At 38.5% G+C, this 25,296-nt stretch carries 30 protein-coding genes and 1 pseudogene; 12 read left to right on the plus strand and 19 right to left on the minus strand.

The window, feature by feature from the left end; genetic code table 11:
- Window positions 1-73 precede the first annotated feature (73 nt).
- Complete coding sequence (locus tag SKA34_RS03635; protein ID WP_304412102.1) at window positions 74-769, minus strand: class I SAM-dependent methyltransferase; 696 nt, start codon at window positions 767-769, stop codon at window positions 74-76.
- Window positions 770-1,198: 429 nt separating this feature from the next.
- On the opposite strand from SKA34_RS03635, the gene SKA34_RS03640 reads away from it, so the two are divergent.
- Window positions 1,199-1,483, plus strand: a complete 285-nt coding sequence (locus SKA34_RS03640) for a hypothetical protein (protein ID WP_006644158.1) — start codon at window positions 1,199-1,201, stop codon at window positions 1,481-1,483.
- A gap of 71 nt (window positions 1,484-1,554) precedes the next feature.
- Entirely contained in the window at window positions 1,555-2,262 is a 708-nt protein-coding gene (locus SKA34_RS03645) for an SDR family NAD(P)-dependent oxidoreductase (RefSeq protein ID WP_006644159.1), read from the plus strand.
- Window positions 2,263-2,266: 4 nt separating this feature from the next.
- Here the strand turns inward: SKA34_RS03645 and SKA34_RS03650 are convergent, their stop codons facing one another.
- Complete coding sequence (locus SKA34_RS03650; protein WP_006644160.1) at window positions 2,267-3,163, minus strand: permease; 897 nt, start codon at window positions 3,161-3,163, stop codon at window positions 2,267-2,269.
- 112 nt (window positions 3,164-3,275) lie between these two features.
- Here SKA34_RS03650 and SKA34_RS03655 point away from each other — a divergent pair, with 112 nt between their 5' ends.
- Window positions 3,276-3,572 (plus strand): helix-turn-helix transcriptional regulator, encoded by a 297-nt coding sequence (locus tag SKA34_RS03655; protein ID WP_006644161.1) that lies wholly within the window; start codon window positions 3,276-3,278, stop codon window positions 3,570-3,572.
- A gap of 17 nt (window positions 3,573-3,589) precedes the next feature.
- Here the strand turns inward: SKA34_RS03655 and SKA34_RS03660 are convergent, their stop codons facing one another.
- From SKA34_RS03660 to flgB, 12 genes and pseudogenes are all read right to left on the minus strand, one after another.
- Window positions 3,590-4,639, minus strand: coding sequence for a hypothetical protein (locus tag SKA34_RS03660; protein WP_006644162.1), 1,050 nt, complete (start codon window positions 4,637-4,639; stop codon window positions 3,590-3,592).
- A 14-nt stretch (window positions 4,640-4,653) separates the two neighbouring features.
- On the minus strand, window positions 4,654-5,553 hold the full coding sequence (gene flgL / locus SKA34_RS03665) for a flagellar hook-associated protein FlgL (RefSeq protein WP_006644163.1): 900 nt from the start codon (window positions 5,551-5,553) through the stop codon (window positions 4,654-4,656).
- Window positions 5,554-5,563: 10 nt separating this feature from the next.
- Window positions 5,564-6,931, minus strand: a pseudogene (flgK, locus tag SKA34_RS03670) (flagellar hook-associated protein FlgK).
- 5 nt (window positions 6,932-6,936) lie between these two features.
- On the minus strand, window positions 6,937-7,419 hold the full coding sequence (locus tag SKA34_RS03675; protein WP_006644166.1) for a rod-binding protein: 483 nt from the start codon (window positions 7,417-7,419) through the stop codon (window positions 6,937-6,939).
- Window positions 7,420-7,428: 9 nt separating this feature from the next.
- Entirely contained in the window at window positions 7,429-8,496 is a 1,068-nt protein-coding gene (locus tag SKA34_RS03680; protein WP_232284253.1) for a flagellar basal body P-ring protein FlgI, read from the minus strand.
- Window positions 8,497-8,549: 53 nt separating this feature from the next.
- Window positions 8,550-9,218, minus strand: coding sequence for a flagellar basal body L-ring protein FlgH (gene flgH, locus SKA34_RS03685; RefSeq protein ID WP_006644168.1), 669 nt, complete (start codon window positions 9,216-9,218; stop codon window positions 8,550-8,552).
- A 9-nt stretch (window positions 9,219-9,227) separates the two neighbouring features.
- Entirely contained in the window at window positions 9,228-10,013 is a 786-nt protein-coding gene (flgG, locus tag SKA34_RS03690; RefSeq protein ID WP_006644169.1) for a flagellar basal-body rod protein FlgG, read from the minus strand.
- A gap of 35 nt (window positions 10,014-10,048) precedes the next feature.
- Window positions 10,049-10,780, minus strand: coding sequence for a flagellar basal body rod protein FlgF (locus tag SKA34_RS03695; protein WP_006644170.1), 732 nt, complete (start codon window positions 10,778-10,780; stop codon window positions 10,049-10,051).
- A 12-nt stretch (window positions 10,781-10,792) separates the two neighbouring features.
- The gene (flgE, locus tag SKA34_RS03700) at window positions 10,793-11,989 is read right to left on the minus strand and encodes a flagellar hook protein FlgE (RefSeq protein ID WP_006644171.1); all 1,197 of its coding nucleotides are present in this window, start codon (window positions 11,987-11,989) and stop codon (window positions 10,793-10,795) included.
- Between the two features lie 70 nt (window positions 11,990-12,059).
- Complete coding sequence (flgD, locus tag SKA34_RS03705) at window positions 12,060-12,740, minus strand: flagellar hook assembly protein FlgD (RefSeq protein WP_006644172.1); 681 nt, start codon at window positions 12,738-12,740, stop codon at window positions 12,060-12,062.
- Window positions 12,740-13,174, minus strand: a complete 435-nt coding sequence (gene flgC, locus SKA34_RS03710) for a flagellar basal body rod protein FlgC (protein ID WP_006644173.1) — start codon at window positions 13,172-13,174, stop codon at window positions 12,740-12,742. Before flgC ends, flgD begins: the two co-directional genes overlap by 1 nt.
- Before the next feature lie 2 nt (window positions 13,175-13,176).
- Window positions 13,177-13,539, minus strand: a complete 363-nt coding sequence (flgB, locus tag SKA34_RS03715; RefSeq protein ID WP_006644174.1) for a flagellar basal body rod protein FlgB — start codon at window positions 13,537-13,539, stop codon at window positions 13,177-13,179.
- Between the two features lie 776 nt (window positions 13,540-14,315).
- On the opposite strand from flgB, the gene flgA reads away from it, so the two are divergent.
- The 4 genes from flgA (at window position 14,316) to SKA34_RS03740 (ending at window position 17,055) form a co-directional block, all read left to right on the plus strand.
- Window positions 14,316-15,116, plus strand: a complete 801-nt coding sequence (flgA, locus tag SKA34_RS03725; protein ID WP_369750657.1) for a flagellar basal body P-ring formation chaperone FlgA — start codon at window positions 14,316-14,318, stop codon at window positions 15,114-15,116.
- Between the two features lie 352 nt (window positions 15,117-15,468).
- Window positions 15,469-15,750, plus strand: coding sequence for a flagellar biosynthesis anti-sigma factor FlgM (gene flgM / locus SKA34_RS03730; RefSeq protein ID WP_006644177.1), 282 nt, complete (start codon window positions 15,469-15,471; stop codon window positions 15,748-15,750).
- Window positions 15,751-15,780: 30 nt separating this feature from the next.
- A complete protein-coding gene (flgN, locus tag SKA34_RS03735) occupies window positions 15,781-16,248 on the plus strand; it encodes a flagellar export chaperone FlgN (RefSeq protein WP_006644178.1) in 468 nt (155 codons plus the stop codon).
- An 18-nt stretch (window positions 16,249-16,266) separates the two neighbouring features.
- Complete coding sequence (locus tag SKA34_RS03740) at window positions 16,267-17,055, plus strand: lytic transglycosylase domain-containing protein (RefSeq protein ID WP_232284211.1); 789 nt, start codon at window positions 16,267-16,269, stop codon at window positions 17,053-17,055.
- Window positions 17,056-17,154: 99 nt separating this feature from the next.
- Here the strand turns inward: SKA34_RS03740 and SKA34_RS03745 are convergent, their stop codons facing one another.
- Both SKA34_RS03745 and SKA34_RS23265 read right to left on the minus strand, forming a co-directional pair.
- Window positions 17,155-17,352 carry a hypothetical protein gene (locus SKA34_RS03745; protein ID WP_006644180.1) on the minus strand — a complete coding sequence of 66 codons (198 nt, stop codon included), beginning with the start codon at window positions 17,350-17,352 and terminating at the stop codon, window positions 17,155-17,157.
- Entirely contained in the window at window positions 17,349-17,501 is a 153-nt protein-coding gene (locus SKA34_RS23265) for a hypothetical protein (RefSeq protein ID WP_006644181.1), read from the minus strand. The genes SKA34_RS03745 and SKA34_RS23265 overlap by 4 nt, the downstream gene beginning before the upstream one ends.
- 406 nt (window positions 17,502-17,907) lie before the next feature.
- Here SKA34_RS23265 and SKA34_RS03750 point away from each other — a divergent pair, with 406 nt between their 5' ends.
- A complete protein-coding gene (locus tag SKA34_RS03750; protein WP_006644182.1) occupies window positions 17,908-18,717 on the plus strand; it encodes a PhzF family phenazine biosynthesis protein in 810 nt (269 codons plus the stop codon).
- A gap of 121 nt (window positions 18,718-18,838) precedes the next feature.
- Window positions 18,839-19,129 carry a YkgJ family cysteine cluster protein gene (locus SKA34_RS03755; RefSeq protein ID WP_006644183.1) on the plus strand — a complete coding sequence of 97 codons (291 nt, stop codon included), beginning with the start codon at window positions 18,839-18,841 and terminating at the stop codon, window positions 19,127-19,129.
- A gap of 59 nt (window positions 19,130-19,188) precedes the next feature.
- On the opposite strand, the gene SKA34_RS03760 is transcribed toward SKA34_RS03755, so the two are convergent.
- Both SKA34_RS03760 and SKA34_RS03765 read right to left on the minus strand, forming a co-directional pair.
- A complete protein-coding gene (locus SKA34_RS03760; protein ID WP_006644184.1) occupies window positions 19,189-19,776 on the minus strand; it encodes a YceI family protein in 588 nt (195 codons plus the stop codon).
- A 46-nt stretch (window positions 19,777-19,822) separates the two neighbouring features.
- Window positions 19,823-20,368, minus strand: a complete 546-nt coding sequence (locus tag SKA34_RS03765) for a cytochrome b (RefSeq protein WP_006644185.1) — start codon at window positions 20,366-20,368, stop codon at window positions 19,823-19,825.
- A 251-nt stretch (window positions 20,369-20,619) separates the two neighbouring features.
- Between SKA34_RS03765 and SKA34_RS03770 the strand changes: the two genes are divergently transcribed.
- The gene (locus SKA34_RS03770) at window positions 20,620-21,315 is read left to right on the plus strand and encodes a pseudouridine synthase (protein ID WP_006644186.1); all 696 of its coding nucleotides are present in this window, start codon (window positions 20,620-20,622) and stop codon (window positions 21,313-21,315) included.
- A 120-nt stretch (window positions 21,316-21,435) separates the two neighbouring features.
- Here SKA34_RS03770 and SKA34_RS03775 read toward each other — a convergent pair whose 3' ends face one another.
- On the minus strand, window positions 21,436-21,942 hold the full coding sequence (locus SKA34_RS03775) for a lactoylglutathione lyase family protein (protein WP_006644187.1): 507 nt from the start codon (window positions 21,940-21,942) through the stop codon (window positions 21,436-21,438).
- Between the two features lie 99 nt (window positions 21,943-22,041).
- Between SKA34_RS03775 and SKA34_RS03780 the strand changes: the two genes are divergently transcribed.
- Together SKA34_RS03780 and dtpA are read left to right on the plus strand one after the other, a co-directional pair.
- Window positions 22,042-22,917, plus strand: coding sequence for a LysR family transcriptional regulator (locus SKA34_RS03780; protein ID WP_006644188.1), 876 nt, complete (start codon window positions 22,042-22,044; stop codon window positions 22,915-22,917).
- 850 nt (window positions 22,918-23,767) lie between these two features.
- The gene (gene dtpA, locus SKA34_RS03785; RefSeq protein ID WP_006644189.1) at window positions 23,768-25,255 is read left to right on the plus strand and encodes a dipeptide/tripeptide permease DtpA; all 1,488 of its coding nucleotides are present in this window, start codon (window positions 23,768-23,770) and stop codon (window positions 25,253-25,255) included.
- The last annotated feature ends 41 nt before the right edge of the window (window positions 25,256-25,296 follow it).

Raw genomic sequence — 25,296 nt, forward strand, 5'->3', positions numbered from 1 at the left:
ACACAAACGTATAGAATCTAAAACGGGTTACCCAACAGTAACCATTAATCACTGCTGGATGACCCTTTAATCGTTACTTCTTCACACACACGACGATCGCATTACCTGATTCCCCATTCCAAGGAATTAGTTTCTCGTAATCATGTTCAAACATATGAACATCAAAATATGGCTCAAGTAGCGCTTGAAGTTCAATAAAGCTCACCGCAACCATTGGATGCTCATCATGCCAAATTTCAGTATTGAGTGTATCCGCTTTTTCAATACTCAATTTCAGCGCTTGTTTTTCACCTTCACCTTGATAATACCAACCAGAGCTGAAAGTAAAGCGGCTGTTATCATGTTCAACACTGTGGCTGACAAAGTAACTGTTGTTGATTAAGTTCTTTTCAACCGCATTGAAACAAAATATACCATCTTCTTTTAACGCCGCATGTGCACTTTCAATACAACGCGTTAAATTGGCAAGACCATCGCTGTAATGAATGGAATACAAGAAACAGGTGATCAAATCCAATGGCTGATCAACGTTAAATTCACACATATTCTGCAAAACAAAGGAGGCTTCTGGACAGCGAAGCTTTGCTAGATCCAGCATTGGCTGATTGATATCTAAACCAGTACTTTGAAAGCCATGGTCAATAAAGTGACGAACATGAGGGCCTGTACCACAGGCTAGATCTAGATGTCGCGTACCTTTATTACCAAAAAGCTGGTGAAGGCGACGAATAGACTCGGCTTGAGCTTGATAATTAATATCAGCACACATTAAATCGTAGTAAGAAGATAGATCTGTATACAGCGCTGTAGAAGTGATTGTTGCCAATATCTTATACCGTGTAGGGTTATTAACTGGCGCGGATAGTATAGTAATTGACGCCTGTTAAAAAACACGGATTTTTATCATTACGATAAATTTTATTCACCAACAATATAAAAAGTAATATTAATTGAGCGCATCCCTTTAATCACAGTTCTAACAACACTGGATTATTTACATCCACTTACAAATTAAACTGAGGGCTCCCCTTGTATGCCTAGTTATTAATCACATAGGATAGAGACATACCTTTATAGGTTAATTTAATCATAAAACAATAAATTAAATATTATTTCAATATATAACAACACCAAAAGCTTATTACTCAAACTTTCGTTTTTCAATTTTCATACGCTGGTGAAATATAAAGGAATAATTATGACGATTAAATTTCAGTTTTTCACACTTAATAACGACAGAAGTCAATTTACATTTCTTGACATGTCATCATCGACATTTCATAAAGAAAAGGAGATTTTACTCTCTCAAAATTATGAAGTTTTAGATGATATTATTTATGCAAAGACTAGTGAAGAAGCCGTTGAGCACTACAAATCTGATTACATATATGTATTAGAAGAAACTACAAAAGCTATAAATCCACTTTATTCTCTTATACTGTTTATCATCGAATCTACGCGAGCTTATTTTAAACGTAAGTAACTAAAATAAAACTATTTAGCTAAACTCATCGTATTATTGTTTTATAATTTCAATTCGATGGGTTTTACTTTATGAATATATTGATAATTGGTGGTACAGGCGGCATTGGCTCAGCTTTGATCAACTTATTAATAAACCAAAACACTGAAAACACGATTCATAGTACATACCATATTACACAGCCTGAACTGATGCACCCTCAACTCACTTGGTATCAAGTCGATGTCAGTAAAGATTCTGATGTGGCCGAGTTATCAGAAACCGTTAACCAGCTTGATATCGTGATCAATGCGGTTGGCATGTTACACAGTGGCGATATGATGCCAGAAAAAACTATTACTCAATTTGATAGTGATTTTTTCAATCAAAATATCTCAACGAACGTATTACCTACTCTGCTCATCGCTAAGCACTTATCTCCTAAATTAAAATCAAAAACATTGAATTACTTTGTTACTGTTTCAGCAAAAATTGGCAGTATTGAAGACAATAATTTAGGTGGATGGATAAGTTACCGAAGCTCAAAAGCAGCCTTAAATATGGCTTTGAAAACCATTAGTATTGAATGGAAAAATAAAAAGTTTAATACCTGTGTATTCGCTTTTCATCCCGGCACTACAGACACTAACTTATCAAAGCCTTTTCAGCGCAACGTACCTGAAGGTAATTTACAGACGCCCGAAAAAGTCGCTGCAGCATTAATTAACTTGCTACAGCGACTGAGCTTAAAAGATAATGGAAAATTCTTTAGCTACGATGGCACTGAAATTCCATGGTAAAGATTTAAAATATCCAGCTATATAAGTAGCCTGAACTCATAGCCATGGTTAAAACAACCGTAACAAAAGCAATAATCATTGGTGTTTTAAATATTGATTTCAATAAGATAACTTCTGTTAAACTTGCGCCAGCACTACCAATAATTAATGCCATCACCGCCCCTAATCCCATTCCTTTTGCAGCTAATGCGGCACTTAACGGAATGACGGCTTCTGCGCGAATATATAATGGAATACCAATGACAGCCGCTACCGGAATTGCAAATGGATTATTATCACTTGCGATTTTCGCGATGAATTCAGTTGGCATAAAACCGTAAATTAATGAGCCAATAGCGATACCACCGATTAGGTACGGCAGTACTTTTTTGAAGTCTTTCCATGTTGTATTCCAGATTTTTTTCCATTTATTGGTTTCAACTTTCGCCCCACCACAGCTTTTAGCACCACATGACGATTCAGGTTCAATATAGGCTTCTGACTTTACAAAGCGTTCAAAATTGAGCTTTTCTAATAGCACGCCGGCAATAACAGACACTCCCATCGCCACCACAAAATAGAATGCCGCAACTTTAATACCAAAGGTTACAACAAATAAACCAATGATTACGGGGTTAAGCAGTGGACTTGCTAAAAGGAACACTATCATAGTTCCAAAACCCGCTTTAGCTCTAAGTAATCCTTTTAAAAACGGGATTGTCGAACAAGAACAAAACGGAGTAATAGCTGCTAATAATGCAGCAACAACATAACCCTTACCTTTCTTTCCACTTAATATTCTCTGAATTTTTGCTGGTGGAATATAACTTTGTAACACACCAACCAAAAAGCTAATCAACAAAAACAATAGCGTTAACTCAGTCGCTAAGAAGAGGAACATCTCTAACGTATCTTTTAACATCACAACACCTAAGACTATACTTCTAGAATAATCGAAATATAATTGATCTTTATTGGATAGATCAAGTTATTTCTAGTATTATCGAAATATAAATTCAGTAAGGGTAGCAACAATGGATACAGAGATCATCGCTAAAGCATTGAAAGAGTTAGGACATCCGACACGATTGATGATTTACAAAACAGTAATTAGAGCAGGTCATCAAGGTATTGCTGTTGGAGGGTTACAAGAAAAGCTTTCCGTTCCTGGCTCAACCCTCTCTCATCATATTGCTGGGCTGGCCTCTGCAGGGCTCATATCACAACGTAGGGAAGGACGGACTTTGTTTTGTGTCGCTGAATATCAGAAACTGGATTCAGTAATTACGTATCTAAAAGATGAATGTTGCGCAGACGAAAATCAAAAATAAACGTGTAGTAAGTGGCATTATTTCAATAAAGCGACAACCGTATGACGATGTACATTCGCTTGTGCTGCTAAAGAGCGATACGTTGCACTAAATTGCTGGTTTCCAGCCCCCGAGAGTTGGCTTAGCTTATCTTCTACTTGCTTAACATCTCCCAGTGACGTGTTTGCCTTCGCCGCTGCCATTTGTTTCGCCAGTGAAGCCTGATATGCTTTTATATCATCAAGGCTTTGCTGCACTTGTCGTAAATGTTGGTTCACTTGCACTAATGCATCACGAATTTTCTCACGATTATTTAATGTAAATTGTCCATCTTCGATACCTTCGGGTTCAGGCTTAATCGTCAGTGTATTGGCCTGCCCAGCAGGGTATCGGTGTCCTTGACCAATTACTTGTACCTTTCCTTCCAACCCTTGAAAGCCTTCTTCATTGGTTCGAAATAATATATCTCCATTATCTTGCTGAGATGCTCTTAACCCAAAGGGGATAACATTGCGATCAACTTGCGATACTAGTGCTTTATCGCTCAGTTTCGCATCCATGTTCACAACAACCGTTCCTAACTGTGGAAAGCTTAATTTAATCAGCTCACTGTGCTCTCGCTGACGCTGAACATTCAGACCGGGAACAGAAAATGTACGTGTTATTGGTCTATGAATATTAACTTTAAGTTCAGCATCAATAACCCGAAGACCGTCACTCTTAGCATTATTCAATGTGTGTTTTATCGAATCAAGGTGATGATTAGCATTGTTTTGAGCTGACGGAGAAACAACGCGTTGAGCAATAAGCTCAGTACTTAAGATCTTCTTTATGGCTTGTAAGTCACGACCTACAACACTTAAAGCTTGTTGCGCTATTTGTACCGATGTTACTTGCTGTTGTCCTTTAGCTAGTAGGGTTTTTGAAACAGAAAATCCATCTTGTTGGTAACTTAATTGTTTTAATTCAGAGCCAGAGACTTTTTTGGTATCAACTTTGTCTGCCACTGACGGAACAATAGCCGCTTTCTTATTCGCACTAGTAAAATTTATACTCTGCGTTCTGACTTCTGATGTACTTGTAACCATAATTCTTTGCTGCCTTACAATCGATTAAACAATGAAAGGTCGTTAATTTTCATGTAGCTTGCCTGTGTTGCCTGAAGCGCAGCCATATAATTATTTAAGCGAACCGACGCTTCACCATAGTCCAACGCTTCTAAATCATTGGTTACCGCTTCAACAAATAACTTATTATCGCCATGGCTGGTTTCCATTAAATCTAAATTATTATGACGCCCACCAATATCGGTTACTGCTGCTAATACATTATCATGCGTCGTATCTAGGGTATTTAACGTTGCTTGTAAGGTGTTATTGATATTTACTGTCGGGGCTTGTAACTCGGTTATAGCAGCGTCAATCTGATTTAAGATATTGTTACCGCCAAGATCGAGAATTTCTTGTGAAGCAAAGTTTGCTTCCATCGTAACGCCTTTGGCTACCGTCACTACGCGCTTATCGCTATTACCTTCAAAAATATAGCCACCAGCAGGTTGTGATGTAATAGCTGGGACATCACTTTGAGTCCCAGAGAAAAGGTAATTTCCTTCTTCATCTTGGACGTTAAATGAAGACATAAAAGCATCGCGTAAACTGACTAATTTATTAGCATAACTTTCTCTATCAGCATCTGATAAAGCGCCATTTGACGCTAATAGCAAGGAGTCTCGCATGTCCTTAATTGTGTCACTTGCCGCCATTAAGTGAACTTCTTGCGATGACAACGCTGTTTTCACATTACTAATGTTATCTTGGTACTGATTTATCGCGCTATTTTCACGGTCTAAATTCAGTAAGTTGATAGAATCTATTGGATTATCAGATAATTTTAGTAAGCGCTGACCTGTCGACATCTGCGCTAACACTTCACCTAAGCCTTGATTATTTTTTGATAAGCTGGTTAACATTAGCTGACTAAATTGCGTATCACTGACTCTCATCATTCATCCCTTACAATAATCGTAATACTGAGTCGAACAGTTCATTAGCTGTACTGATCACTTTCATATTTGCTTGATAAGCATTGGTAAATGTCATTAGGTTTGCCGCTTCTTCATCACTGTTAACCGCACTTAAATTATCTCGTGCAGCGTTGGCTTGACTAAATAAGGTTTCTGCGGCTTTTTGATCAACTGCGGCTTGTCGCGTTTCTATTGCCGTTTTACCCACCATTGAGGCAAATGCATCATTTAAAGTAACACTACCTAACCCAGTTATCGTCATTGGTTTAGTCGACAAATCAATCAAGTCTTGTAATACATCGCTGTTGCCCGGTGCTCCGTCAGAAGAGAGAGCAAGTTCTGCGGGTTTTATCGCTGTGATATCAAGACTGGACGCTGGCGAATTAGGATCAAATGAAAACAATGCTTGGCCTGGATCACCATTTAAATCAGTACCAGTCGCTAAAACCTGATTAAATTCAGTTGCTAGGTTTTGAGCCATCTCATCAAGGGCTTGCTGGGTTGGTTTTAAAGTATCTTTAAGGTAATTATCAAACGCCCCTAATTGTCCACCTAACTCACCTGTAACTGCAAAAGTTTGCCCAGAAAAATCAATTTCAATGTTCTTAATAAACGGCTCATTAACTATCGGAGTAGATTTTAATTGCGCAGCATCACTGCCTAAAATCAAGGGCTGACCAGATGCTAGGGTAACTTGTAAGCTACCATCTAGTTGCTGGGTTGAACTGATTTCTACCACTTCTGAAAGTTGTTTAATTAATACATCACGTTCATCAATAAGCTGAGAAGGATTACCACCTGTCGCTTGTGTCTCAACAACGCGATGGTTTATATCAGCAATATTGCTCATTAAACTGTTAGCATGATCAATAGACGCCGTAGCCTTGTCACTGATACGGTTACCTTGACCATGTAAAGATTCCTATAAGGTATTAAAGCGACGAGATAATGCTTTAGCTTCATTAATAATTTGCTGGCGATTAGGGGTAGATTCCGGTTTTAGCGTGGCGTCATTTAACGCCGAATATAAAGAATCAAGACCAGCACTAATATTAAAGCCCTCTCCACCTAATAAGCTTTCGAGCATCGTCATACTGTCTAAATTCGCATTGCTTGCAGCTTGTTGACTGGTTGCAGCCCATGTTTGTTTTACAATAAATTGATCTGAAATACGACGTATACTGGCAACTTCAACACCACTTCCCGCGCTTAATATATTGTTACCTGCAAGAGCGCTCATCATAGCCTGCTGTCGACTAAACCCTGGCGTATTAACATTAGCAACATTATGAGCAGTGACATCAAGCGCCGTTTTATTAGCATTTAACCCTGTTAAACCAATATTAATCATATTCATAGCGATTACTGCTCCTTGTAAGATTGCAATGATTGTTGAAAAGCAGTACACGTTCGCATTGCCAATTGATTGGCTGCTTTATTGTTAACAGGCTTTAGTGTGTCTTGTTTTTCTACTTCTTTATGAGTTAATGCGGCACTATTGTGAACATCATTAAATCCTTGGCTAGGATTTAACTGTTTCATTAACATTACTTTAATACCTGTTTGCTGTTGTTTTGCCATTTCAATTGCCAACTGACCATCATAAAAATCGCGATAGACGCTCTGTTGTTTACTGGAAAATGGATTATCTTCATCAGCCAAGACATCACTGCTACTTCGCATTTTGCGTAAGACCATTTGTAAAAACATCGCTTCAAATTGTCCTGCCACCACCTCTAAACCTTGCTCATCAGATAGCGAATGTTTGATTTTCTGCAAACCATTATTATCATGATATAGAACATTATTTTTGCTCATTGCACTGATATTGTCGTCGAATTTCATCTAACTCTCCTAAATCACTACCAGCTCTGCATTCAATGCGCCTGCTTCATGTAGCGCCTGCAAAATAGACATGAGATCATCAGGTGACGCACCTAAGCTGTTCACAGCATTAACTATAGTATTAAGCTCAGTCCCTTCAGGCCAAATGTACATTTGTGCCTCATCTTGGTTAATATCAACATTAGAATTATTCACTCGTTCTGTTGTGCCTTGACTAAAAGCATTAGGCTGGCTGATTTGATCGCTCTCTGAAATCGTTACAGTAAGGTTGCCGTGACTCACAGCCGCTTCACTAACACGGACATTTTTGCCAACCACAACCGTTCCTGTTCTCGCATTAAACACCACCCGCGCAGCTTTTCTCCCTGTCATCACTTTTAAATCTTCCAACATCGACATAAAAGTCACCCGTTGTTGTAAGTCTTGCGGCGCACGCATTTCAACTCGACCTTTACTGATCGCAGTCGCTACTTTTGGACCGAAGGTAGCGTTTATTGCACGGGAAATATTTTTCGCTGTGGTAAAACTTGGTTGGCGTAAATTTAACGTGACTATGCTGCTGTTATTAAAGTCCGTCGGTATTTCTCGCTCTAACGTTGCACCATTAGGAATTCGCCCTGTTGTTGGTGTATTGACCGTGATTTTTGAACCACTTTGTCCTTCTGCTTTTACCCCACCAACAACCACATTACCCTGTGCAACAGCGTACACTTCACCATCAATACCTCTAAGTGGCGTCAATAATAAAGTACCGCCACGTAGGCTTTTTGCATCACCAATAGATGAAACAACAATATTGAGTTCTTGACCAGGCCCCGCCATTGCTTCAACGGTAGCAGTAACACTCACTGAGGCGACATTTTTAAGCTTTGGATCGATCCTATCGCCAATTTGTACTCCAAATTGACGTAGCATATTGGTGATAGACTGGCTGGTAAATTTCACTTGATTTCGATCACCTGAGCCATCGAGACCAACCACCAAGCCATAACCCACTAACTGATTTGAGCGTATGCCTTGCACATCCACTAAATCCATCATAGGTACTGCTGTTTTAGCGCTAACGTTAAACGGCATCCAACCAAACGTCACACACAAAAAAGACAGGATAAAATAAACCATTTTTTTCATTAGAAAGGCATCCATGGGCTAGTGAAAAATTGTGTTAACCAGCCTGCAGCATTGCTATCAGCCAGTGCACCTCTGCCTGAATAAGTGATCCTCGCATCACCAATACGCTGAGAAGACACTTGGTTATGACGATTAACATCATCAACCCGAACCACGCCCGTTAAGCGTATGTATTCATCCCCTTGGTTAAGTCGAATCCACTTTTCGCCACGGATCATTAACACGCCATTAGGTAATACCTTATGTACGGTGACAGTGATTGCCCCTTGCAACTTATTCCCTTGAGTACTGGCAGCTGTGCCATCAAAACCACGATCACCGCTGACACTGGCAGACAGATCATCAAAAGTTTTATTACCTAATGTCGGTGCCGCAAATTCAATAGAAGAGGATTTACCAAACTTAGTATTGGCTTTTTTGCTTGACTGCGTTTGCTCGTCCAACTCCACCGTTAATACATCGCCGACCCGATAGGCACGGCGATCTTGAAACAAGGTCATCGAATAATTATGGCGATACAAGCTGCCATGCTTGGCTTCAGGTAAGCTGTAATCAAGATCCGGTGGCGCGAATGCAGCATCATTAGGCTCGGGCGGAATAAACTCTTCACGCACCGAACAACCTGATACAAAAGAGAGTAAACATAGCAGCATTAAAAGCGTCTTCATCCTCACTCCTTACACGGCTTGAGCGACAAATTTCAGCATGTCATCAGCGGCAGAAACAACTTTGGCATTCATTTCATAAGCGCGTTGAGTGGTGATCATATCAACCATTTCTTCAACCACTTGCACGTTAGAACCTTCTAGCGCACCTTGCTTCAAACTGCCTGCGCCATCAATTCCTGCAATCATCTCTTGCGGCTGACCACTGGCTTGTGTCTCTTTATAAAGGTTACCGCCAACAGCTTCTAAGCCTGCTGGATTGATAAATTTCGCCAAGGTAATTTGTCCCAACTCTTGCGGCTGAGGATCCCCTGCAAGCGTCGCAGTTACAATGCCATCAACGCCAATTGATATCGTATTGGCTTCTTCAGGTATTTGAATTTGCGGTTGAAGTGGCAGACCTTGTCCATTCACCATTAAACCTTCAGAGTTAACGTGAAACTGTCCATTACGGCTAAACATTACTTCACCATCGGAATTTTCTATTTGGAAAAAGCCCGAGCCCATAACAGCAAGATCCAACTGTTGTTGGGTATTTTGTGAATTCCCTTGAGTAAACACTTTTTGTGTGCCAACTACACGCACACCACTACCAAGCTGTACTCCACTCGGCAATTGATTTAACTGATCAACCTGCGCGCCTGGTTGACGTTGTATGCTATAAAACAAATCTTCAAAAACAACACGATCACGTTTAAACCCTACCGTATTAACATTGGCAAGGTTGTTGGAAATAGCAGTCATTTTTGTATCTTGTGCTGCCATTCCTGTTTTACTGACCCAAAGTGCTGAATGCATGATGACTCTCCTTGTAATTATGTTTACCTACGTGATTAACGTGGGTTCATTAAGCGGGTTCCAGCTTGTGCTAAGGTTTCTGCGGTTTTCATCATTCGCACTTGCATTTCAAAGTTACGAGTTAGCGACATCACACTAACGAGCTCATTAATCGCCGACACGTTACTGCCTTCCAAATGCCCTGCCGTCATCGCTACACTCGGGTCTTGAGCAAAAAATTGATCATTCACTGGATGTAATAAGCCATCACTCTGTTTTTGAAGTTGATTAAACTCCGGATTAACCAACTTTAATTGTCCAACTTCAAGTTCGGCACCTCCACCTAGCGGCACGATTGACACAACGCCCTTATCGCTAATATCAACCGCTTGATGCTCAGGTAGCACTAAGGCTTCTCCTTCTGACATCAAAGGAAAACCGTTAACTCGCATCATGCCTTGATCATCAACACGAATATTACCGGCACGGGTATAGGCTTCATTACCAGCGACAGTTTGTACGGTAAAAAAACCATCACCATTAATAGCAATATCTAGTGCGCGTCCCGTTTTGATCACATCCCCAGCATCAAAGCGTGTCGCTGCTGAGTTAGTCACAACCATGGTGCGACCATCAAACCCCGCGCCCTGTAACGGGATACTTTTCACTCGCTCCATATCCGCACGAAAACCCGCCGTATCCGCATTTGATAAGTTATTTGAGCGCACGTGCTGCGCTTTCATCACTCGGCTTGCGCCACTTGTCGCGGTATATAAAAAACTATCCATAGTTGCCTCTTACTACACCGCGTTAAAGAGTGATTGAGTTAATTTGTCAGATGTTGAAATAGTCTTTGCATTTGCTTGATAGTTACGTTGAGCAGTCATTAGACTTACTAATTCACTCGTCAGGTCAACATTTGATCCCTCCAATGCGCCAGCAACTAATCCACCTAAGGTACCCGTACTTGGCGCACCATTAACAGGAGCACCCGAGCTGAAACTTTGGATCCAAGAAGTGCCATTGGTTTTTACCAATCCTTGAGGGTTTGCAAAGTCAGCCAGCATCACCTGACCTTGCAACTGAGATTGACCATTAGTGTATGCGGCAAACACCATGCCGTTATCTTCAACACGCACACCAGCCAGCTCACCCGAGGTATACCCATTAGGTGCATTGGTACTTACACCAAAGTTCGCGCCAAACTGAGTCGTACCTGCAATATCAATGTTAATATTCGCCGCATCTGCACCTGCAGGAATGAAATTCACGGCAAAAGGTGCCGTTGGTGATTGCAATGTACCGTCGGTATTAAAAACAACATTTTGGGTTTGCGTCGGTGTAGCCGCGCCATCAACGACTACATTCACCTGCCACTCATTGGCATTAGTTTTGGTGAAATACTGTGTAACAGTGTGAGGGTTGCCTAAAGAGTCATAAACTTTTGAGGTATAAGAAGAGTTAAAGCTGTCAGTAGCATTAGGATCGAAGGGATTAATAGCAGGATCAATAACACTAGAACGGGCATCTAAGTTAGCCACAAAAGCAAGCTCATCTGTCGCTTTTGCTGGCAGTGAAGCGGTGGTGATTTTTAAATTCCCTACCGCGCCTGCTTGTAAATTGTTATTCGCATCAACTGTATAGCCTTGAAGCTTGGCGCCGTTATTACTAACAATATTATTATCTTTATCTGAGCCAAACACACCTGAACGTGTATATAAGGTTTGCCCAGTAAGATCTTTAGTAACAAAAAAACCGCTTCCCGAAATCGCCAAGTCTAAAGGTCGCCCTGTCCCTGTAATTGAACCTGTTTTATCAAAGTTCTGTGAAATAGCGGCAACTTCAACCCCTCCTGCTTGCATACCATTGTATACCGCTGAAAATTCAGTACGTGACTCTTTAAAGCCTGAGGTAGAAACATTGGCAATGTTATTACTAATGGTATTTAACTGAATATTGGTTGCGTCTAATCCACTTAATGCGATATCAAAACTCATAACATCCTCTTTTATTTAATTCCTTGAATACTTTCGTTAATGATTTTAAAAAAACGAAAGTTAAAATGGCTTACTCGCCAAACTGGCTAATTTGATAGAAAGGCACTTGACCAATACCTTCAACATTCACTAAGGCAGCACCACCATTAGAAGGAACTCGAACTTGCGAAACTTCTCCTGCTAATAAAACACTGGGTTGTGGTAAGTCTTTTTCCACTTCAATACTGATTTGATATTTCCCTTTTGCTAAGTCCAACGCGTTAGGATCAATCGTAAATTCCACATCACCTTTATTTTTTGGACCTAAGGGCATAATTTTCTGATTGCCTAATTGGTCTGTTAAAACTATCGAAACCGTGTTCGATGCATGATTTAGTTCAATCCGCCCTTTTTGTTGTTTATCGTCGGCTAGTTCGATTTCAGAGCCTTCAACATAAACAGTTTGTCCAACTAACCCTGCCGTCGACAAAACTTGCATGTTATCCAGTAAAACCATACTGTTTTGCATCAACTTGGCCATATTCTCTGTACTTTCAACCTGAGAAAATTGCGCCAATTGCCCGACATACTCAGTACCATCAAGTGGATTTAACGGGTCTTGGTTTTGGATTTGTGCCACCATCAAATTAATAAATTCATTTTTTAATGAGTTAGCATCGTTAGCATTATTTGGGTTACCGGCTACTGACATATTGGTAGATTCAATCGCAGGCACATCCGTACTAAGTGCATTAAATTGTGCAATGGTCATCAGTTACCCTCACCTAAACGAAGCAACCCTTGCTGCATACTTTTTACATTACTCAACACTTCAACATTGGTTTCAAAACTGCGTGTTGCTGACATCATGTCAGCCATTTCTGCAACTACATCTATATCAGGGTAATAAACATACCCCTCTTCATTGGCGAGTGGGTTACTCGGTTCAAAACGTTTTTCCGCGTCTCCAGCATGTTGTACGACATCCATAATGCGTACTTCAGCACTTGGGTAATCTGCTTGTTCTCCTGTTAATTGAGTTTTGTTGTAAACTGTAGCAAATACAGGTTTTAACGCCTTGTAAGCATCGTCGGGATTGGCTGCAACAGCATCGGCATTCGCTAGATTACTAGCGACAGTATTTAAACGTATGGTTTGTGCATTCATTGCTGAACCCGCAATGGAATAAATATCAGTAAATGCCATTGTTAACGTCCTTTAATTACGGCAGCTAAACCCTTAAACTTCATATTCATAAACGTTAAGCTGCTCTGAAAATCCATGTTATTTTTAGTAAACTTTGCTTGCTCGACACTAAGCTCTACCGTATTGCCATCTTTCGAGTTTTGGTAAGGCACAGCGTAACCATCAGACACCACCAGTTGTGTCGGAGCTTTTTGTACTTTTCCAACCCCTATTTGACTTGCGATGGCATCAAAGCGAATATCTTTTGCTAGGTATCCAGGGGTATCTACATTTGCTAAATTACTGGCAAGCACCTTGGCTCTTTGCACTCGAAAATCGAGCGTTTGAGGATGAACACCGAGTGCATTTTCAAAACTTATTGACATTAACCACTCCTTTGACAGTACAACCAAGATTGTAATAGAGAGGATTAATCCAAAATACGTGCCAAAACATTTAGCATATATTATCAATAGCTTACGTTTAAATACGGAAAGTTAACTTCCCATAGGGGAAATAATCGGAAAGGAAATAACACGAATTAGCCAACTAAATGTAATTGTTCCTCTGATACTATTAATGAATCCATTCAAAACTTAATAGTAATTTTTATTTTTTAATATCTATATCTCAACATTTAAACAAAAGAAATATATAGGCAAACCTGTATAAAAAGCTTGACTACATACTAGGTAAGAAGTTATTTTCCGCTTTCAAATTACTCCCCCACATAGAAGTATGAGTATTGGCACTAATTTTGCTTATGATTACTAATACAAAAAAACTTATCGAGGAAAAAATGTTTAAATTTATATTTAGTTTTATTTTATTATGTTTATCTCAATCAAGTTTTAGTGAAGAGATAACCATAACATTTATTGGGAAAGTAACGGAACCGACAAAAAGAATAACATCCAGTAAAATCATTAAGATAGAAAACATCAAATCAGATAAAAGTCGTTTTAGTATCAAAGAAGAAAACATACCATCAAATCCTTTAGCAAAGTTATATATCATGACTTACTATTGATACTAAGTTAATATTTAAAAGAGCACTCTTAAACCTAAATAATATATTAAATCATAAGGTTATTATCTAATTCCTTTAGTAGAAAGTGACTATTAAAGGCATACTAACTTAACATTAATAATGCAACTAAGAGTGAAAATTTTGAAGAGATTTGAATTAGAGTCAAACCCGGTAAATAAAGAATTTTTGATTTTAACGTATTTAATAATTCTACTTTTTTTTTCACCTTTCAGAGTTTTTGCTGATAACTTACAAGAAGTTAAATTAACAAACTCAAATAGAGTTAATATACAGAAGATTAAAAAAACCTTAGTCGGCGAAATAAAAAATGAGATCCAGCATTACAGTGATATTCATGGCTGGAAAAAAGTGGTTCCGAATATAAAGGTTAATATTCCGAAGGCCATAACATCATTACCTCAATGCCCAGCACCTGTTCGTTTTACTGCACAAGATAATCAGCAACAGCCCATTGGACGCTTAAAAAAACAAATAACGTGTGAAAGCTCAACTGTAAACTGGCGACTCAATGCTACGGTTTACGTCCAATTAACACTTCCAGTAATGGTCGCCCGCACTTTAATCCATCGTGACGAGATTATTACAAGGGACATGCTCGACAGCAAAAAACTGCAGCTTAAAGCTCCTAAAAGCATCATCACCAATGTAGATCAAGTGATAGGCTTACATACCAACCGTCGAATTCGCCAAGGACAACTGATTACTGAAAACTTGTTAAAAAAGCCGTTTTTAATCAATAAAGGGGATCAAGTACTGATTGTCGCTAAGAAGGGTAAGTTTGAAGCATCAACCAAGGGAGTGGCGTTAGATCATGGAAAAATGAAAGAACAAATAAAAGTGGAGAATACAGCGAATCAAAAAGTCATTCATGCTCGTGTTTTTGCGCAGGGAAAAGTGGAAACAATATTTTGAGTATCTCACTTATAAATAACGATTGATTATTAAGTCAATCAGCATTTTTTCCGCTCTTTATCAAAACACTGATAAATCTTTTTCAAGGTTTCTTCTGAGGCCGATCGATTTCTATATCCATGAACTTGATCTATCGTATAAGGTATAGAAGTATTTTTGTTAATGCTAATACTATCTTCATCCTTTTAGGATAAGGATTAGTAAAACCGAAAGCCAATTTCGCTGTGCTCACAGAATTTTGATATTAAATAATATTTTTCGATAAAAATGATGAAATTCTCTTTTCTTATTTAATTTTTCTGTGTGGTTGGTCGCCCAAGTAAATTAAGCAACTTGTGTAGGAATATAAATGATGAAAATTGATAAAATTGCAACCGCGCAGTTTCCCCATACTCAGCTAAAATCACCAGAGCAACAACCAAGTGCTCAGCCCGTTAAAAGTAACGTCATCAATACATCCACCACTATCGACAGCCAACTGTTAGCGCAAGCGCAACAACCGCTAAGTGCCCTACCTGATGTTGATATGGCAAAAGTTGAACAGATCAAAAACGCCCTAAATCGTGGCGAGATCAACTTAGATATCGAAGCACTTTCAAGCGCGATTTTGCAATTTCATACCGGTCATGAATAAGCATATTGCTAATGTTATAGGGAGCAAAACATGCCTACCCCCCACAATAAACAACAAATGATCACTGTGCTTATAAAAGATATTCAGTGCGATATTGCTGATTACCGCCAGCTTTATAAACTAATGCTACAGCAGCACCAATGCTATTTGAAATTTGATGGCGTATTACTTTCTCAACTAACGGAACAACAACTGCCTCTGCTTAACCAACTTACACAACGAAGCCAACAGCGCACACAACAACTACACAAGCTCGGCTTATCCATTAATAATCAAAGCATGAATAAACTGATCCATGCTTTACCACATGCAATACAGAGTAAACTTCAGCAACAATGGCAGACCTTAGAAACGCTGGTAAAACAGTGCCATGACTTAAATCAGCGTAACGGGATATTATCAGCTAACTTCAGCGAATTGCTCAATCAAGTGTATGCTCAAATGCCTCAACAAAATGACAATAACGCCTATAGCACACCGAACTTAATGCAGTATTAAAGGCTAATGAGGTATTATTTGGGCAATAAAAAATGCACTATCCTCTCTCTACCTCTCAGTATGTTCATCATGCTGATTTCGTTATTGTTAGCCAACACTAGCCAAGCTGTCACAACAATACCTCCCAAGTACAAAGCAAAATTTGAACAGCAGGTTAGTATACATTACCAACGGTTATCACCCCATAAACAAGTGATCGATAAACAGTTCACGCGCCATAAGCCTACCGTTCAACATATTATCAAGCAGCTTGATGCCAAAAAGCTGCCGCGCAGTCTGGTCTTAATTCCAATGATTGAATCGACATTCGATCGTCATGCAGTCTCTCATGCAAAGGCGGCTGGACTTTGGCAGCTCATGCCCGCAACAGCAAAACGATTTGGCTTAACTGTCTCAAATACTAAAGATGAAAGATTCAATATTGCACGTAGTACCGATGCTGCAATGCAATATCTGATCTTTCTCTATAACAAATTTGATCAAGATCTAAAGCTGACTTTAGCCGCTTATAATTCAGGGGAAGGACGTGTACAACGTGCATTAAAACGTGTCGTTGATAAACATTTTTCAGCGTTACGCTTGCCTAATGAAACCGTTGATTACGTGCATAAGTTTTATGCTTTAGAAAAGCTGGTCGATCTTAATGCTTTAGCAAGCTCAATACCGAGAACTCACTCTCCCTTCGCTATCAGTGCAGTATCTATTAATAATGATGTCGTGTTTCTAAAACAATTATTTGAAACCAAAACAGTTATTAATATGAAACCCATAAAGCCAATAATTACGCTTAAATCTTTATCAGACTAATCTAAAGATAAAAAACATTAGTTAATCAGCAGGTTGCTAGTTGAAATAAACGTTAGGAGAAAAAGGAAATAGGTGAAAATTCAAGCTAAGTAACAAAAATTATGGTAATAACAGAGGAAGCTTACGGCGCCCAAAAATCTGAGAGCATAACGTTATTTGCTTCTCAGATACTTGGTCATAATTTATAAGGCTTTGATATAAATTGCTAAGGTAGTCTCGTTCCCAATTGCTTAACTTTTCAGAATTGAGTAATAATGCATCATTAATCTTCTGGGCAATTAATGAGCTATTGATCATAGCTCCCACTCTTTATCCCATTCGCGCTGCATTTGTAAGTTTTCAATTCGCTCGCGAACGCTCACTTTTCTTTCAGCTGCCTTTGGTGCTACTTTTTTCTTTGCTTTAGTTTCTGTGCTTGTACGTTTGGCGTCAGTTTGCTTAGTCATGAATGTCTCTCTTAATACATAATCGTAAATAGCTATATCGGTAGATAATTAAATGTTGCAGTTATCAAACAATAAAAGTGCATGATATGGAAAGGTATTGATTAACTAGGAGGTCAATATACAGCTTTGATATTGAAATTATTCAATTTATTAAAAGTAATATAAAGACTTGTTTACATAATACCAAAATTATTGCATAACTTCCACACAAACATTTTCTCTCGCATTTGTAAACTGATTTTTCAACCAAATACCTTGTAGTTAGTTAACGTAGAAAATTGAATTATTATTAACGACAACAAGGAAGAGGAAAACTTCACAAATCAGTAAGTTAACACTAACCCAACAACAAGCGCAGGCGAATGCTACGATAATACGAAATTAGATGAAGAAGAGTAGGTAATAAATGGACATCGAGATCTATCAAGTTGATGCTTTTACTAATGAAATATTTAAAGGCAACCCTGCGGGTGTTTGCATTACAAAAGAAACGTTATCGGAAGATTTAATGCTATCTATTGCTGCTGAAATGGCAGTATCCGAAACCGCTTTTTTATCATTAAATAACATGGTCTTAAAATGGTTCACGCCTCAATCGGAAGTCAAATTATGCGGTCATGGTACGCTTTCTGTTGCTCATATTTTAAAAGAAAAAAAGCTGTTTAACGTTAATGATACCGTGACATTTAATACCCTATCAGGGGCATTAACGGCCTTAATTAAATCATTAGCCATAGAGCTCGATTTTCCGGCACCAATACTTGATTTAAATATCACACCATCCACAGAATTGTTAGCGTCTTTAGGCATTGAAGCTACACATGTTATTGCTTATGGTATTTTTGATTCAAAAATATTCATTGAAGTTGATAACGAAGAGATTGTTTTAAATCTTACGCCAAACTTTGATCGCTTAAAAAAAATTGATGGTCGTGGCGTATTAATTACCGCATTAACCCAACGCGATGATCTTGATTTTATCTCTCGCTTTTTTGCCCCTTGGGTTGGCGTTAATGAAGATCCTGTAACAGGTTCAGCACACTGTGCTTTAACACTTTATTGGTCAGAAAAGCTCAATAAAGTGAAACTTAATGGTTATCAAGCATCAGTGCGTGGTGGATATGTCAGCACCGAGTTATTACCCAATAAACGTATAAAACTCATCGGCTCTGCTATTACTACCATGAGAGGCACAATGCAATTACCTAGTATATAACGACATCTGGTATATACGGTATTTAGTAGGTGGCACACGATTGGAAAACATAAGATAGCAATGCCGTTTTGAGGTATAATGCGGCATTGAGTTACTTAAAGATAACTGTGTTTTTCAAGCTATGAACATCCCAATTAAAAATGAAACCACGCCTGAAGTCTCTTGCTCTAACTGTAAAGCCTGCTGCTGCCGTTTAGAGGTTATGATTATCTCAGATACAGGTGTACCAGAAAGACATATCAAACGAGATATGTGGGGAAGTGAAACTATGCTTCGACTCGCTGATGGTTGGTGCTCTGCTCTTGATAGAGAGACCTTCATGTGTACGATTTATGAAAACCGTCCTTGGATTTGCCGCGAATTTGAAATGGGCTCTTACGAATGTGTTGATGAGCGAACTGAATTTCTATAGCTCTATAACGAGTTAGCGCTTACCTTTTATATAAAAGCTAACTCGCCTATCTTACTCAATTAAAGACGGATCCCTTCAACATTGAGCTCTAACTCTACTTCTGTAGAAGCAGGACCTAAGTTTGTTTTAATATCATAGTCTTTTAATGTAATCATTGTGGTACCAACAAACCCTCGACGATAGCCCCCCCACGGATCATTACCTGCACCAACATGTTTAACATCAATCGTAACCGGTTTAGTCACGCCGTTTAACGTTAAATCACCCGTCATGGTAGCTTTTCCATCGCCTAACTCTTTAAAAGAACTGCTAACAAACGTTGCTTCTGGAAACTTATCAACATTTAAAAAATCACTGCTACGTAAATGTTTATCACGTTCAGCATGGTTGGAGTCCACACTCGCCGTTGCTATATTCACTTTAACTTTTGATGCTTCAGGCTGCTTTTCATCATAGCTAAACTCACCATCAAAGGTATTAAAACGCCCTACCAACCAACTGTAACCAAGATGCTGGATCCGAAATTGAATCGATGCATGTGAGCCCGTAGTATCGATTTTATAATCATCGGCTAACGCAACAGATGACATGCTAGCCGCAGCAAAAAGTGTGCAAGGAATAAAAGATCTTAGTAGGCGTTTTTTCATCATAATCTCCGTTTATGTAGTAATACGTCTTATCAAATTATTATCATTATGCTTTGCCTAGCATGCGTTTTAACGTGTTATCTTTATCTATAAAGTGATGTTTTAACGCACCAATGGCATGTAAAAGTGCAAAACTTATTAGCGCACAAGCACCATACCAGTGAATAGTACCGGCAATATCTTCTTGATTTTTAATACTTGTAAGCGTTGCTGGAATATCAAATACACCAAAGATACTGATCGCTCTTCCATCTGCCGTTGAGATCAAGTAACCACTGAACATCACCACAAATAACAACAGATACAATAGCCAATGCGTTTTTTGTGCGAGCCATTGTTCCCATTTAGCATGACTAGAAAGGGGGACTGGTGCGACAGTTAGTGTTCTGAATAGCATTCTCACGATCAACACAAAGAATAAGATCAAACCAATACTTTTATGGCTATCAGGCGCAGTTTTATACCAAGCATGATAATAATTTAAATCAACCATCCACCAGCCAAGCGCAAATAATCCAACTACAGTCAGCGCAACCAACCAGTGAAGAAAAATAATCATGGGATTCCAATTTTTATTTGGTATTTTTTTCATGGTTATTTGCTCGATGAGGAAAGCTGTTTAAGTATAATAAACAAAACGGTAACAATTTATTAACCAGATTTGTAAGTAATTGTGTATAACAACACAATATTTATTCGTATGAAAAATAAAAAGGAATACTTACCTGCAAAACGTTAACGCTATTTCGCATAAAAAACACTCACGAAACCCGTGTTCAGGATTGCTAAATATGAGTGATAACGGATAATAACGCACTTGTTTCCTTACTCGTATTCAGTGTTATGCGCCTTGATAAATTTATTTGTAAAAGTACTCAACTCACTAAAGCAGAGGCCATTGAGCGAATACATGCTGGCGATATTAACGTCAACAGTGCAGTAATTATTAATGAAGCAACACAAGTACATGAGAGCAATACCGTTATCATGGATGGCAAAAGGCTAATTGCACGTGAATTTCGCTATATCCTAATACATAAACCTGCGGGAACTATCTGCTCAAACATTGATGAAGTTTACCCTTCTCTATTTAACTACCTTGATGTTGACAATATCGCTGAGTTACATATTGCAGGACGTTTAGATGCTGATACCATGGGAATGGTACTGATCACTGATAATGGACGTTGGTCATTTAACATCACCTCACCGAATCAAAAATGCAGTAAAGTTTATCGAGTTGGTTTATCTCGAGATATTACGGCAGACGTGGCGGAAAAATTTAAAGCGGGGATAAAGTTACAAGGCGCACAAAAGTTAACCGCACCTGCACTATTAACTATTATTTCAGCGAAAGAAGTATTGCTGACAATTACTGAAGGCAAGTTTCATCAGGTTAAACGCATGTTTGCCTCCGTTGGTAATCGCGTAGTGTCTCTTCACCGTGAAGCGATTGGCGAGGTGACGCTTGATCTTGAAGTCGGACAATGGCGTTACCTAACCAAAGACGAAGTCGCCTCTTTTGTAAAAGCTGATTAACCAAAACAAATACTGAAAGATACAAAATCCGACTCATTACCTTTCCTCAAAGAAAAAGTAATAGTCGGATTATGTTTATAACAAGACAGCGTTTTTTACAGTAAAGCTAACACTCAACGGTTATTTATATGCGCCTGCACTGTAGTGTAGTTCATAGCTATGGGAGTAAATTTCAATGATATTACCAAATGGGTCTTCCATATAAATCATACGGTATGGCTTCTCGCCAGGGTAATAAAAACGTGGTGCTTTCATACGTTTTTTACCGCCAGCTGCAACGATCCTTTCTGCAAGCTCTTCAACATTTGGATCTTGAACACTAAAGTGGAATACCCCAGTTTTCCAATACTCGAAGTTATCTTCAGGGTTGGTTTGATTTTTAAACTCAAACAGTTCGATACCAATACGATCACCTGTTGATAAATGTGCAATACGAAAACGCTCCCAGTTACTACCAAAAACATCTGTACACATTTCACCAATCGCTGAATCATCTTCAATAATCTCTGTCGGCTCCATGATCACATACCAACCCAGAACTTCGGTGTAAAACTTAACCGCAGCATCAAGATCAGGTACTGAAATACCAATATGAGAAAAGCTACGTGGGTAAGTCTGATTTGTCATGGTTTGTTCTCTTCATCGTTATTGTTGATGTGAGTAGATTACAAACCACAAATTATTAAGTAAAATTATCATTAATAATAAAAATGAGTACGTTTTGTAATGATTAATCCCATTTGGTTACGTAGCTTTTGTACTTTGGTAAAAACTGGACATTTTACTCATACTGCTGAAAAGCTTTATATGACACAATCAGTTGTCAGCCAACATATAAAGAAATTAGAGCAGTATTTAGAGCAACCACTGCTCACTCGCCACGGAAAAAAATTTACTTTGACTCACGCTGGTGAACGCTTATACAACGAAGCTAACCAAATTGTATTGTCGCTTACAGATTTAGATAAAAGGATCAGTATTGATCCTCGTTATGAAGGCATAGTACGCATTGCTTCTCCAGGTAGCATTGGTTTGAAGCTCTACCCTCATTTGCTGGCTTTTCAACAACAACACCCTGAATTAGTTATTGATTATCGCTTTGCGCCTAACCATGAAATAGAAACCTTACTTGCAGAGCAGCGTATCGATATTGGCTTTATGACACGCCTTTCAAATAAAGCCACTATAACCCTAAATGCCATTGGTGAAGAAGCGCTTTTGCTGGTTACGCCAGCCTCTATTTCACCGCCAAATTGGGACAAGCTTATTGAGTTAGGCTTTATAGATCATCCTGATGGGGTTTATCATGCAAGCCAGTTACTCAGCGTTAATTACCCGGAGTTTAAACATATTAACCAATTTAAGCGGTCAGGATTTTCTAACCAAATTAACCTTCTTTTAGAGCCAGTAAAATTAGGATTAGGGTTTACTGTTTTGCCTCGTTACGCTGTGGATGCCTTTCAAGATAAAACGCATGTAAATATCCATTTGTTTGACAATGAAGTTAGCGAGAAGATTTATTTAGGCACTCACGCCAACCGATTTATTCCTAACCGTGTTGAAGCTGTGATTGAAGAAATAATGACTTGTCTACATGCTTAAAGTATAAGAGTCACTGATTGCAGGCAAACTTAACTAATACATAAGGATAGGTGTCACTCAGTCGATACCTGTCCATGCTTTTACTATTCCCAACTCATAAATCACTTTGCTATTGTTTAAAATCTATACTCAACCTGTTGATCATCTCTGTTGAATACCCTTCAACATATAAAATGATGTTTTATTTAAATATGAATTTAATTGATTTCTAGACATAAGTAATTATTTACACATTATAAAAGGCATATATGTTATTCATCAAAATATTTGTTGTTTTGGCGTTAAATTCATATGCCGCTGTTGGAGAGTATAGGAAAGAAACCTGAACCGCTCATGTTGTTTATGGGGTTAATAATAAGCCCAATCTTAGCAATGCCTCAGTTATATAAGTTTTATAACCCATTCTAATCATGCTCATGGTTATCATTAATTCGTAATTCACTTTGCTATTTTTTATTCAACCTATTATCTATCCTACATTACGTATCGCTTCCAATATAAAACAAAGTTTTATATTTACTCACTTTCATTGATTTTTTAAATAACACACAATAAATTAAACAATGTAAAATTAATATTTAACGCTATTTCTTTTCTTATATCTTTCTGTCAATTGATATTTATAACTTTTTCTTCATTGTATTGTAAAAATAAAAAGTTGCCCAATATAAATATAACCTATTGTTTCTGTACCAAATAAAATAAAAAAAGCCGTTAATTGCAATTATGCAAAAATAGTAACTTATATTACGCAATTGATGACGCCGATTAAAAATAGTAGCTTCATGAAGAATGCAACCTTATCACAACAAAGATGCAATAAAATAACAATACAAGCTAAGGGAATGTAATGTCTGACGTTAATATATTTAAACAACCGAAACCCTTCTATTTGATATTTTCTATCGAATTTTGGGAGCGCTTTGGCTTTTATGGAATGAATGCAATTTTGACTGTTTATATGGTCAAAATTCTTAATATGCCTGAGTCTGCTTCATTTACATTATTTGGTGCCTTTACAGCATTGATATATGGTTCAGTAGCGCTTGGCGGTTGGGTTGGTGATAAAGTTTTAGGGACCAAACGTACAATTACGCTTGGTGCAATCGTGCTAACGATTGGTTATGCATTACTTGGTCTTTCAGCGAGTCATGGTAACGATAGCCAATCGATGATTTATATCGCGATGGGGTTCATTGCTATGGGTAATGGCTTATTTAAAGCCAACCCTTCAAGCTTACTTGCAAAAGTATACGGTGAAAATGACCCTCGCTTAGATGGTGCTTTCACCATGTATTACATGGCGGTAAACTTAGGCTCGTTCTTCTCAATGCTTTTAACACCATGGATTGCTGACAAATTCGGTTATGATTTTGCGTTTTCATTAAGTGCTATCGGTTTAATCATTACCGTTGCAAACTTTATTGTGAGCAAAAAAACGGTTCAGGATGTTGGCTCTCCAGCTGATATGAAGCCTATTAATAACTTTTACCTTTTATGTGTTGTTATTGGTACGCTCGCTTTAAGCTTTGTGAGTTCTTTCTTGCTACAGCATCTGTTTTACGCACATGCAATTCTAGTCGTTGCAGGTATTGCTATTGTTTCGTTGTATTTTAAAGAAGCTTTTTCAACATCAGGCAATGAACGAGCAAAAATGCTAGTCGCTTTTGTACTTATGCTTCAGGGTGTTGTGTTCTTCGTACTTTACTTCCAGATGCCGACATCATTGAACTTCTTTGCCATTCACAATGTTGAACATAGCATATTCGGAATATCCGTTGCTCCAGAGCAATTCCAAGCATTAAACCCAATGTGGATAATGCTTGCAAGCCCATTCCTTGCTATTCTTTACAACAAGTTAGGCGAACGCTTTTCAATGCCTTTCAAATTTGCATTCGGTATGGTGCTATGTAGCTTTGCTTTCTTAATTCTTCCAATAGGTGCTAAGTTTGCCAATAGCCAAAGTATTATTAATTCTGGTTGGTTAGTCGCCTCTTACCTATTCCAGTCTCTTGGTGAATTGCTGGTATCAGGTCTTGGTTTAGCCATGGTGGCACAGCTTGTACCACAACGTATGATGGGCTTTGCTATGGGTATGTGGTTCTTAACCTCAGCAACAGCGGCTGTTATCGGTGGCTGGGTAGCATCATTAACCGCTGTACCGAGTAATATTGTCGACCCACATCAAACACTTATCATTTACAGTAAAGTGTTTAATGAAATTGGTTTTGGCACAGCCGCAATAGCATTGATTACATTACTTATTGCGCCAAGATTAACGCGTATTATTTATGCTAAAGACACAACAGAAAAAGTAACAGCAACAGCTTCGGCTTAAAATAACAAATACAACAGCGGGCGTGTTAATGATTAACACGC

This window comes from Photobacterium sp. SKA34 (assembly GCF_000153325.1).
In the GTDB taxonomy this organism is placed as follows: Bacteria; Pseudomonadota; Gammaproteobacteria; order Enterobacterales; family Vibrionaceae; genus Photobacterium.

Excerpts from the sequence above, each read along its gene's own strand:
- flgH (WP_006644168.1), bottom strand. The coding sequence starts at position 9,218 with ATGAAGACGCTTTTAATGCTGCTATGTTTACTCTCTTTTGTATCAGGT.
- SKA34_RS03680 (WP_232284253.1), bottom strand. The coding sequence starts at position 8,496 with ATGCCGTTTAACGTTAGCGCTAAAACAGCAGTACCTATGATGGATTTA.
- flgM (WP_006644177.1), top strand. The coding sequence starts at position 15,469 with ATGAAAATTGATAAAATTGCAACCGCGCAGTTTCCCCATACTCAGCTA.
- SKA34_RS23265 (WP_006644181.1), bottom strand. The coding sequence starts at position 17,501 with ATGACTAAGCAAACTGACGCCAAACGTACAAGCACAGAAACTAAAGCA.
- SKA34_RS03695 (WP_006644170.1), bottom strand. The coding sequence starts at position 10,780 with ATGGATAGTTTTTTATATACCGCGACAAGTGGCGCAAGCCGAGTGATG.
- flgG (WP_006644169.1), bottom strand. The coding sequence starts at position 10,013 with ATGCATTCAGCACTTTGGGTCAGTAAAACAGGAATGGCAGCACAAGAT.
- SKA34_RS03635 (WP_304412102.1), bottom strand. The coding sequence starts at position 769 with ATGTGTGCTGATATTAATTATCAAGCTCAAGCCGAGTCTATTCGTCGC.
- flgE (WP_006644171.1), bottom strand. The coding sequence starts at position 11,989 with ATGAGTTTTGATATCGCATTAAGTGGATTAGACGCAACCAATATTCAG.
- SKA34_RS03755 (WP_006644183.1), top strand. The coding sequence starts at position 18,839 with ATGAACATCCCAATTAAAAATGAAACCACGCCTGAAGTCTCTTGCTCT.
- SKA34_RS03675 (WP_006644166.1), bottom strand. The coding sequence starts at position 7,419 with ATGAAATTCGACGACAATATCAGTGCAATGAGCAAAAATAATGTTCTA.
- SKA34_RS03760 (WP_006644184.1), bottom strand. The coding sequence starts at position 19,776 with ATGAAAAAACGCCTACTAAGATCTTTTATTCCTTGCACACTTTTTGCT.
- SKA34_RS03770 (WP_006644186.1), top strand. The coding sequence starts at position 20,620 with ATGCGCCTTGATAAATTTATTTGTAAAAGTACTCAACTCACTAAAGCA.
- SKA34_RS03745 (WP_006644180.1), bottom strand. The coding sequence starts at position 17,352 with ATGATCAATAGCTCATTAATTGCCCAGAAGATTAATGATGCATTATTA.
- SKA34_RS03775 (WP_006644187.1), bottom strand. The coding sequence starts at position 21,942 with ATGACAAATCAGACTTACCCACGTAGCTTTTCTCATATTGGTATTTCA.
- SKA34_RS03645 (WP_006644159.1), top strand. The coding sequence starts at position 1,555 with ATGAATATATTGATAATTGGTGGTACAGGCGGCATTGGCTCAGCTTTG.
- flgC (WP_006644173.1), bottom strand. The coding sequence starts at position 13,174 with ATGGCATTTACTGATATTTATTCCATTGCGGGTTCAGCAATGAATGCA.
- SKA34_RS03650 (WP_006644160.1), bottom strand. The coding sequence starts at position 3,163 with ATGTTAAAAGATACGTTAGAGATGTTCCTCTTCTTAGCGACTGAGTTA.
- SKA34_RS03640 (WP_006644158.1), top strand. The coding sequence starts at position 1,199 with ATGACGATTAAATTTCAGTTTTTCACACTTAATAACGACAGAAGTCAA.
- flgD (WP_006644172.1), bottom strand. The coding sequence starts at position 12,740 with ATGACCATTGCACAATTTAATGCACTTAGTACGGATGTGCCTGCGATT.
- SKA34_RS03780 (WP_006644188.1), top strand. The coding sequence starts at position 22,042 with ATGATTAATCCCATTTGGTTACGTAGCTTTTGTACTTTGGTAAAAACT.
- dtpA (WP_006644189.1), top strand. The coding sequence starts at position 23,768 with ATGTCTGACGTTAATATATTTAAACAACCGAAACCCTTCTATTTGATA.
- SKA34_RS03660 (WP_006644162.1), bottom strand. The coding sequence starts at position 4,639 with ATGGTTACAAGTACATCAGAAGTCAGAACGCAGAGTATAAATTTTACT.
- SKA34_RS03750 (WP_006644182.1), top strand. The coding sequence starts at position 17,908 with ATGGACATCGAGATCTATCAAGTTGATGCTTTTACTAATGAAATATTT.
- SKA34_RS03655 (WP_006644161.1), top strand. The coding sequence starts at position 3,276 with ATGGATACAGAGATCATCGCTAAAGCATTGAAAGAGTTAGGACATCCG.
- SKA34_RS03765 (WP_006644185.1), bottom strand. The coding sequence starts at position 20,368 with ATGAAAAAAATACCAAATAAAAATTGGAATCCCATGATTATTTTTCTT.
- flgL (WP_006644163.1), bottom strand. The coding sequence starts at position 5,553 with ATGAGAGTCAGTGATACGCAATTTAGTCAGCTAATGTTAACCAGCTTA.
- flgN (WP_006644178.1), top strand. The coding sequence starts at position 15,781 with ATGCCTACCCCCCACAATAAACAACAAATGATCACTGTGCTTATAAAA.
- flgB (WP_006644174.1), bottom strand. The coding sequence starts at position 13,539 with ATGTCAATAAGTTTTGAAAATGCACTCGGTGTTCATCCTCAAACGCTC.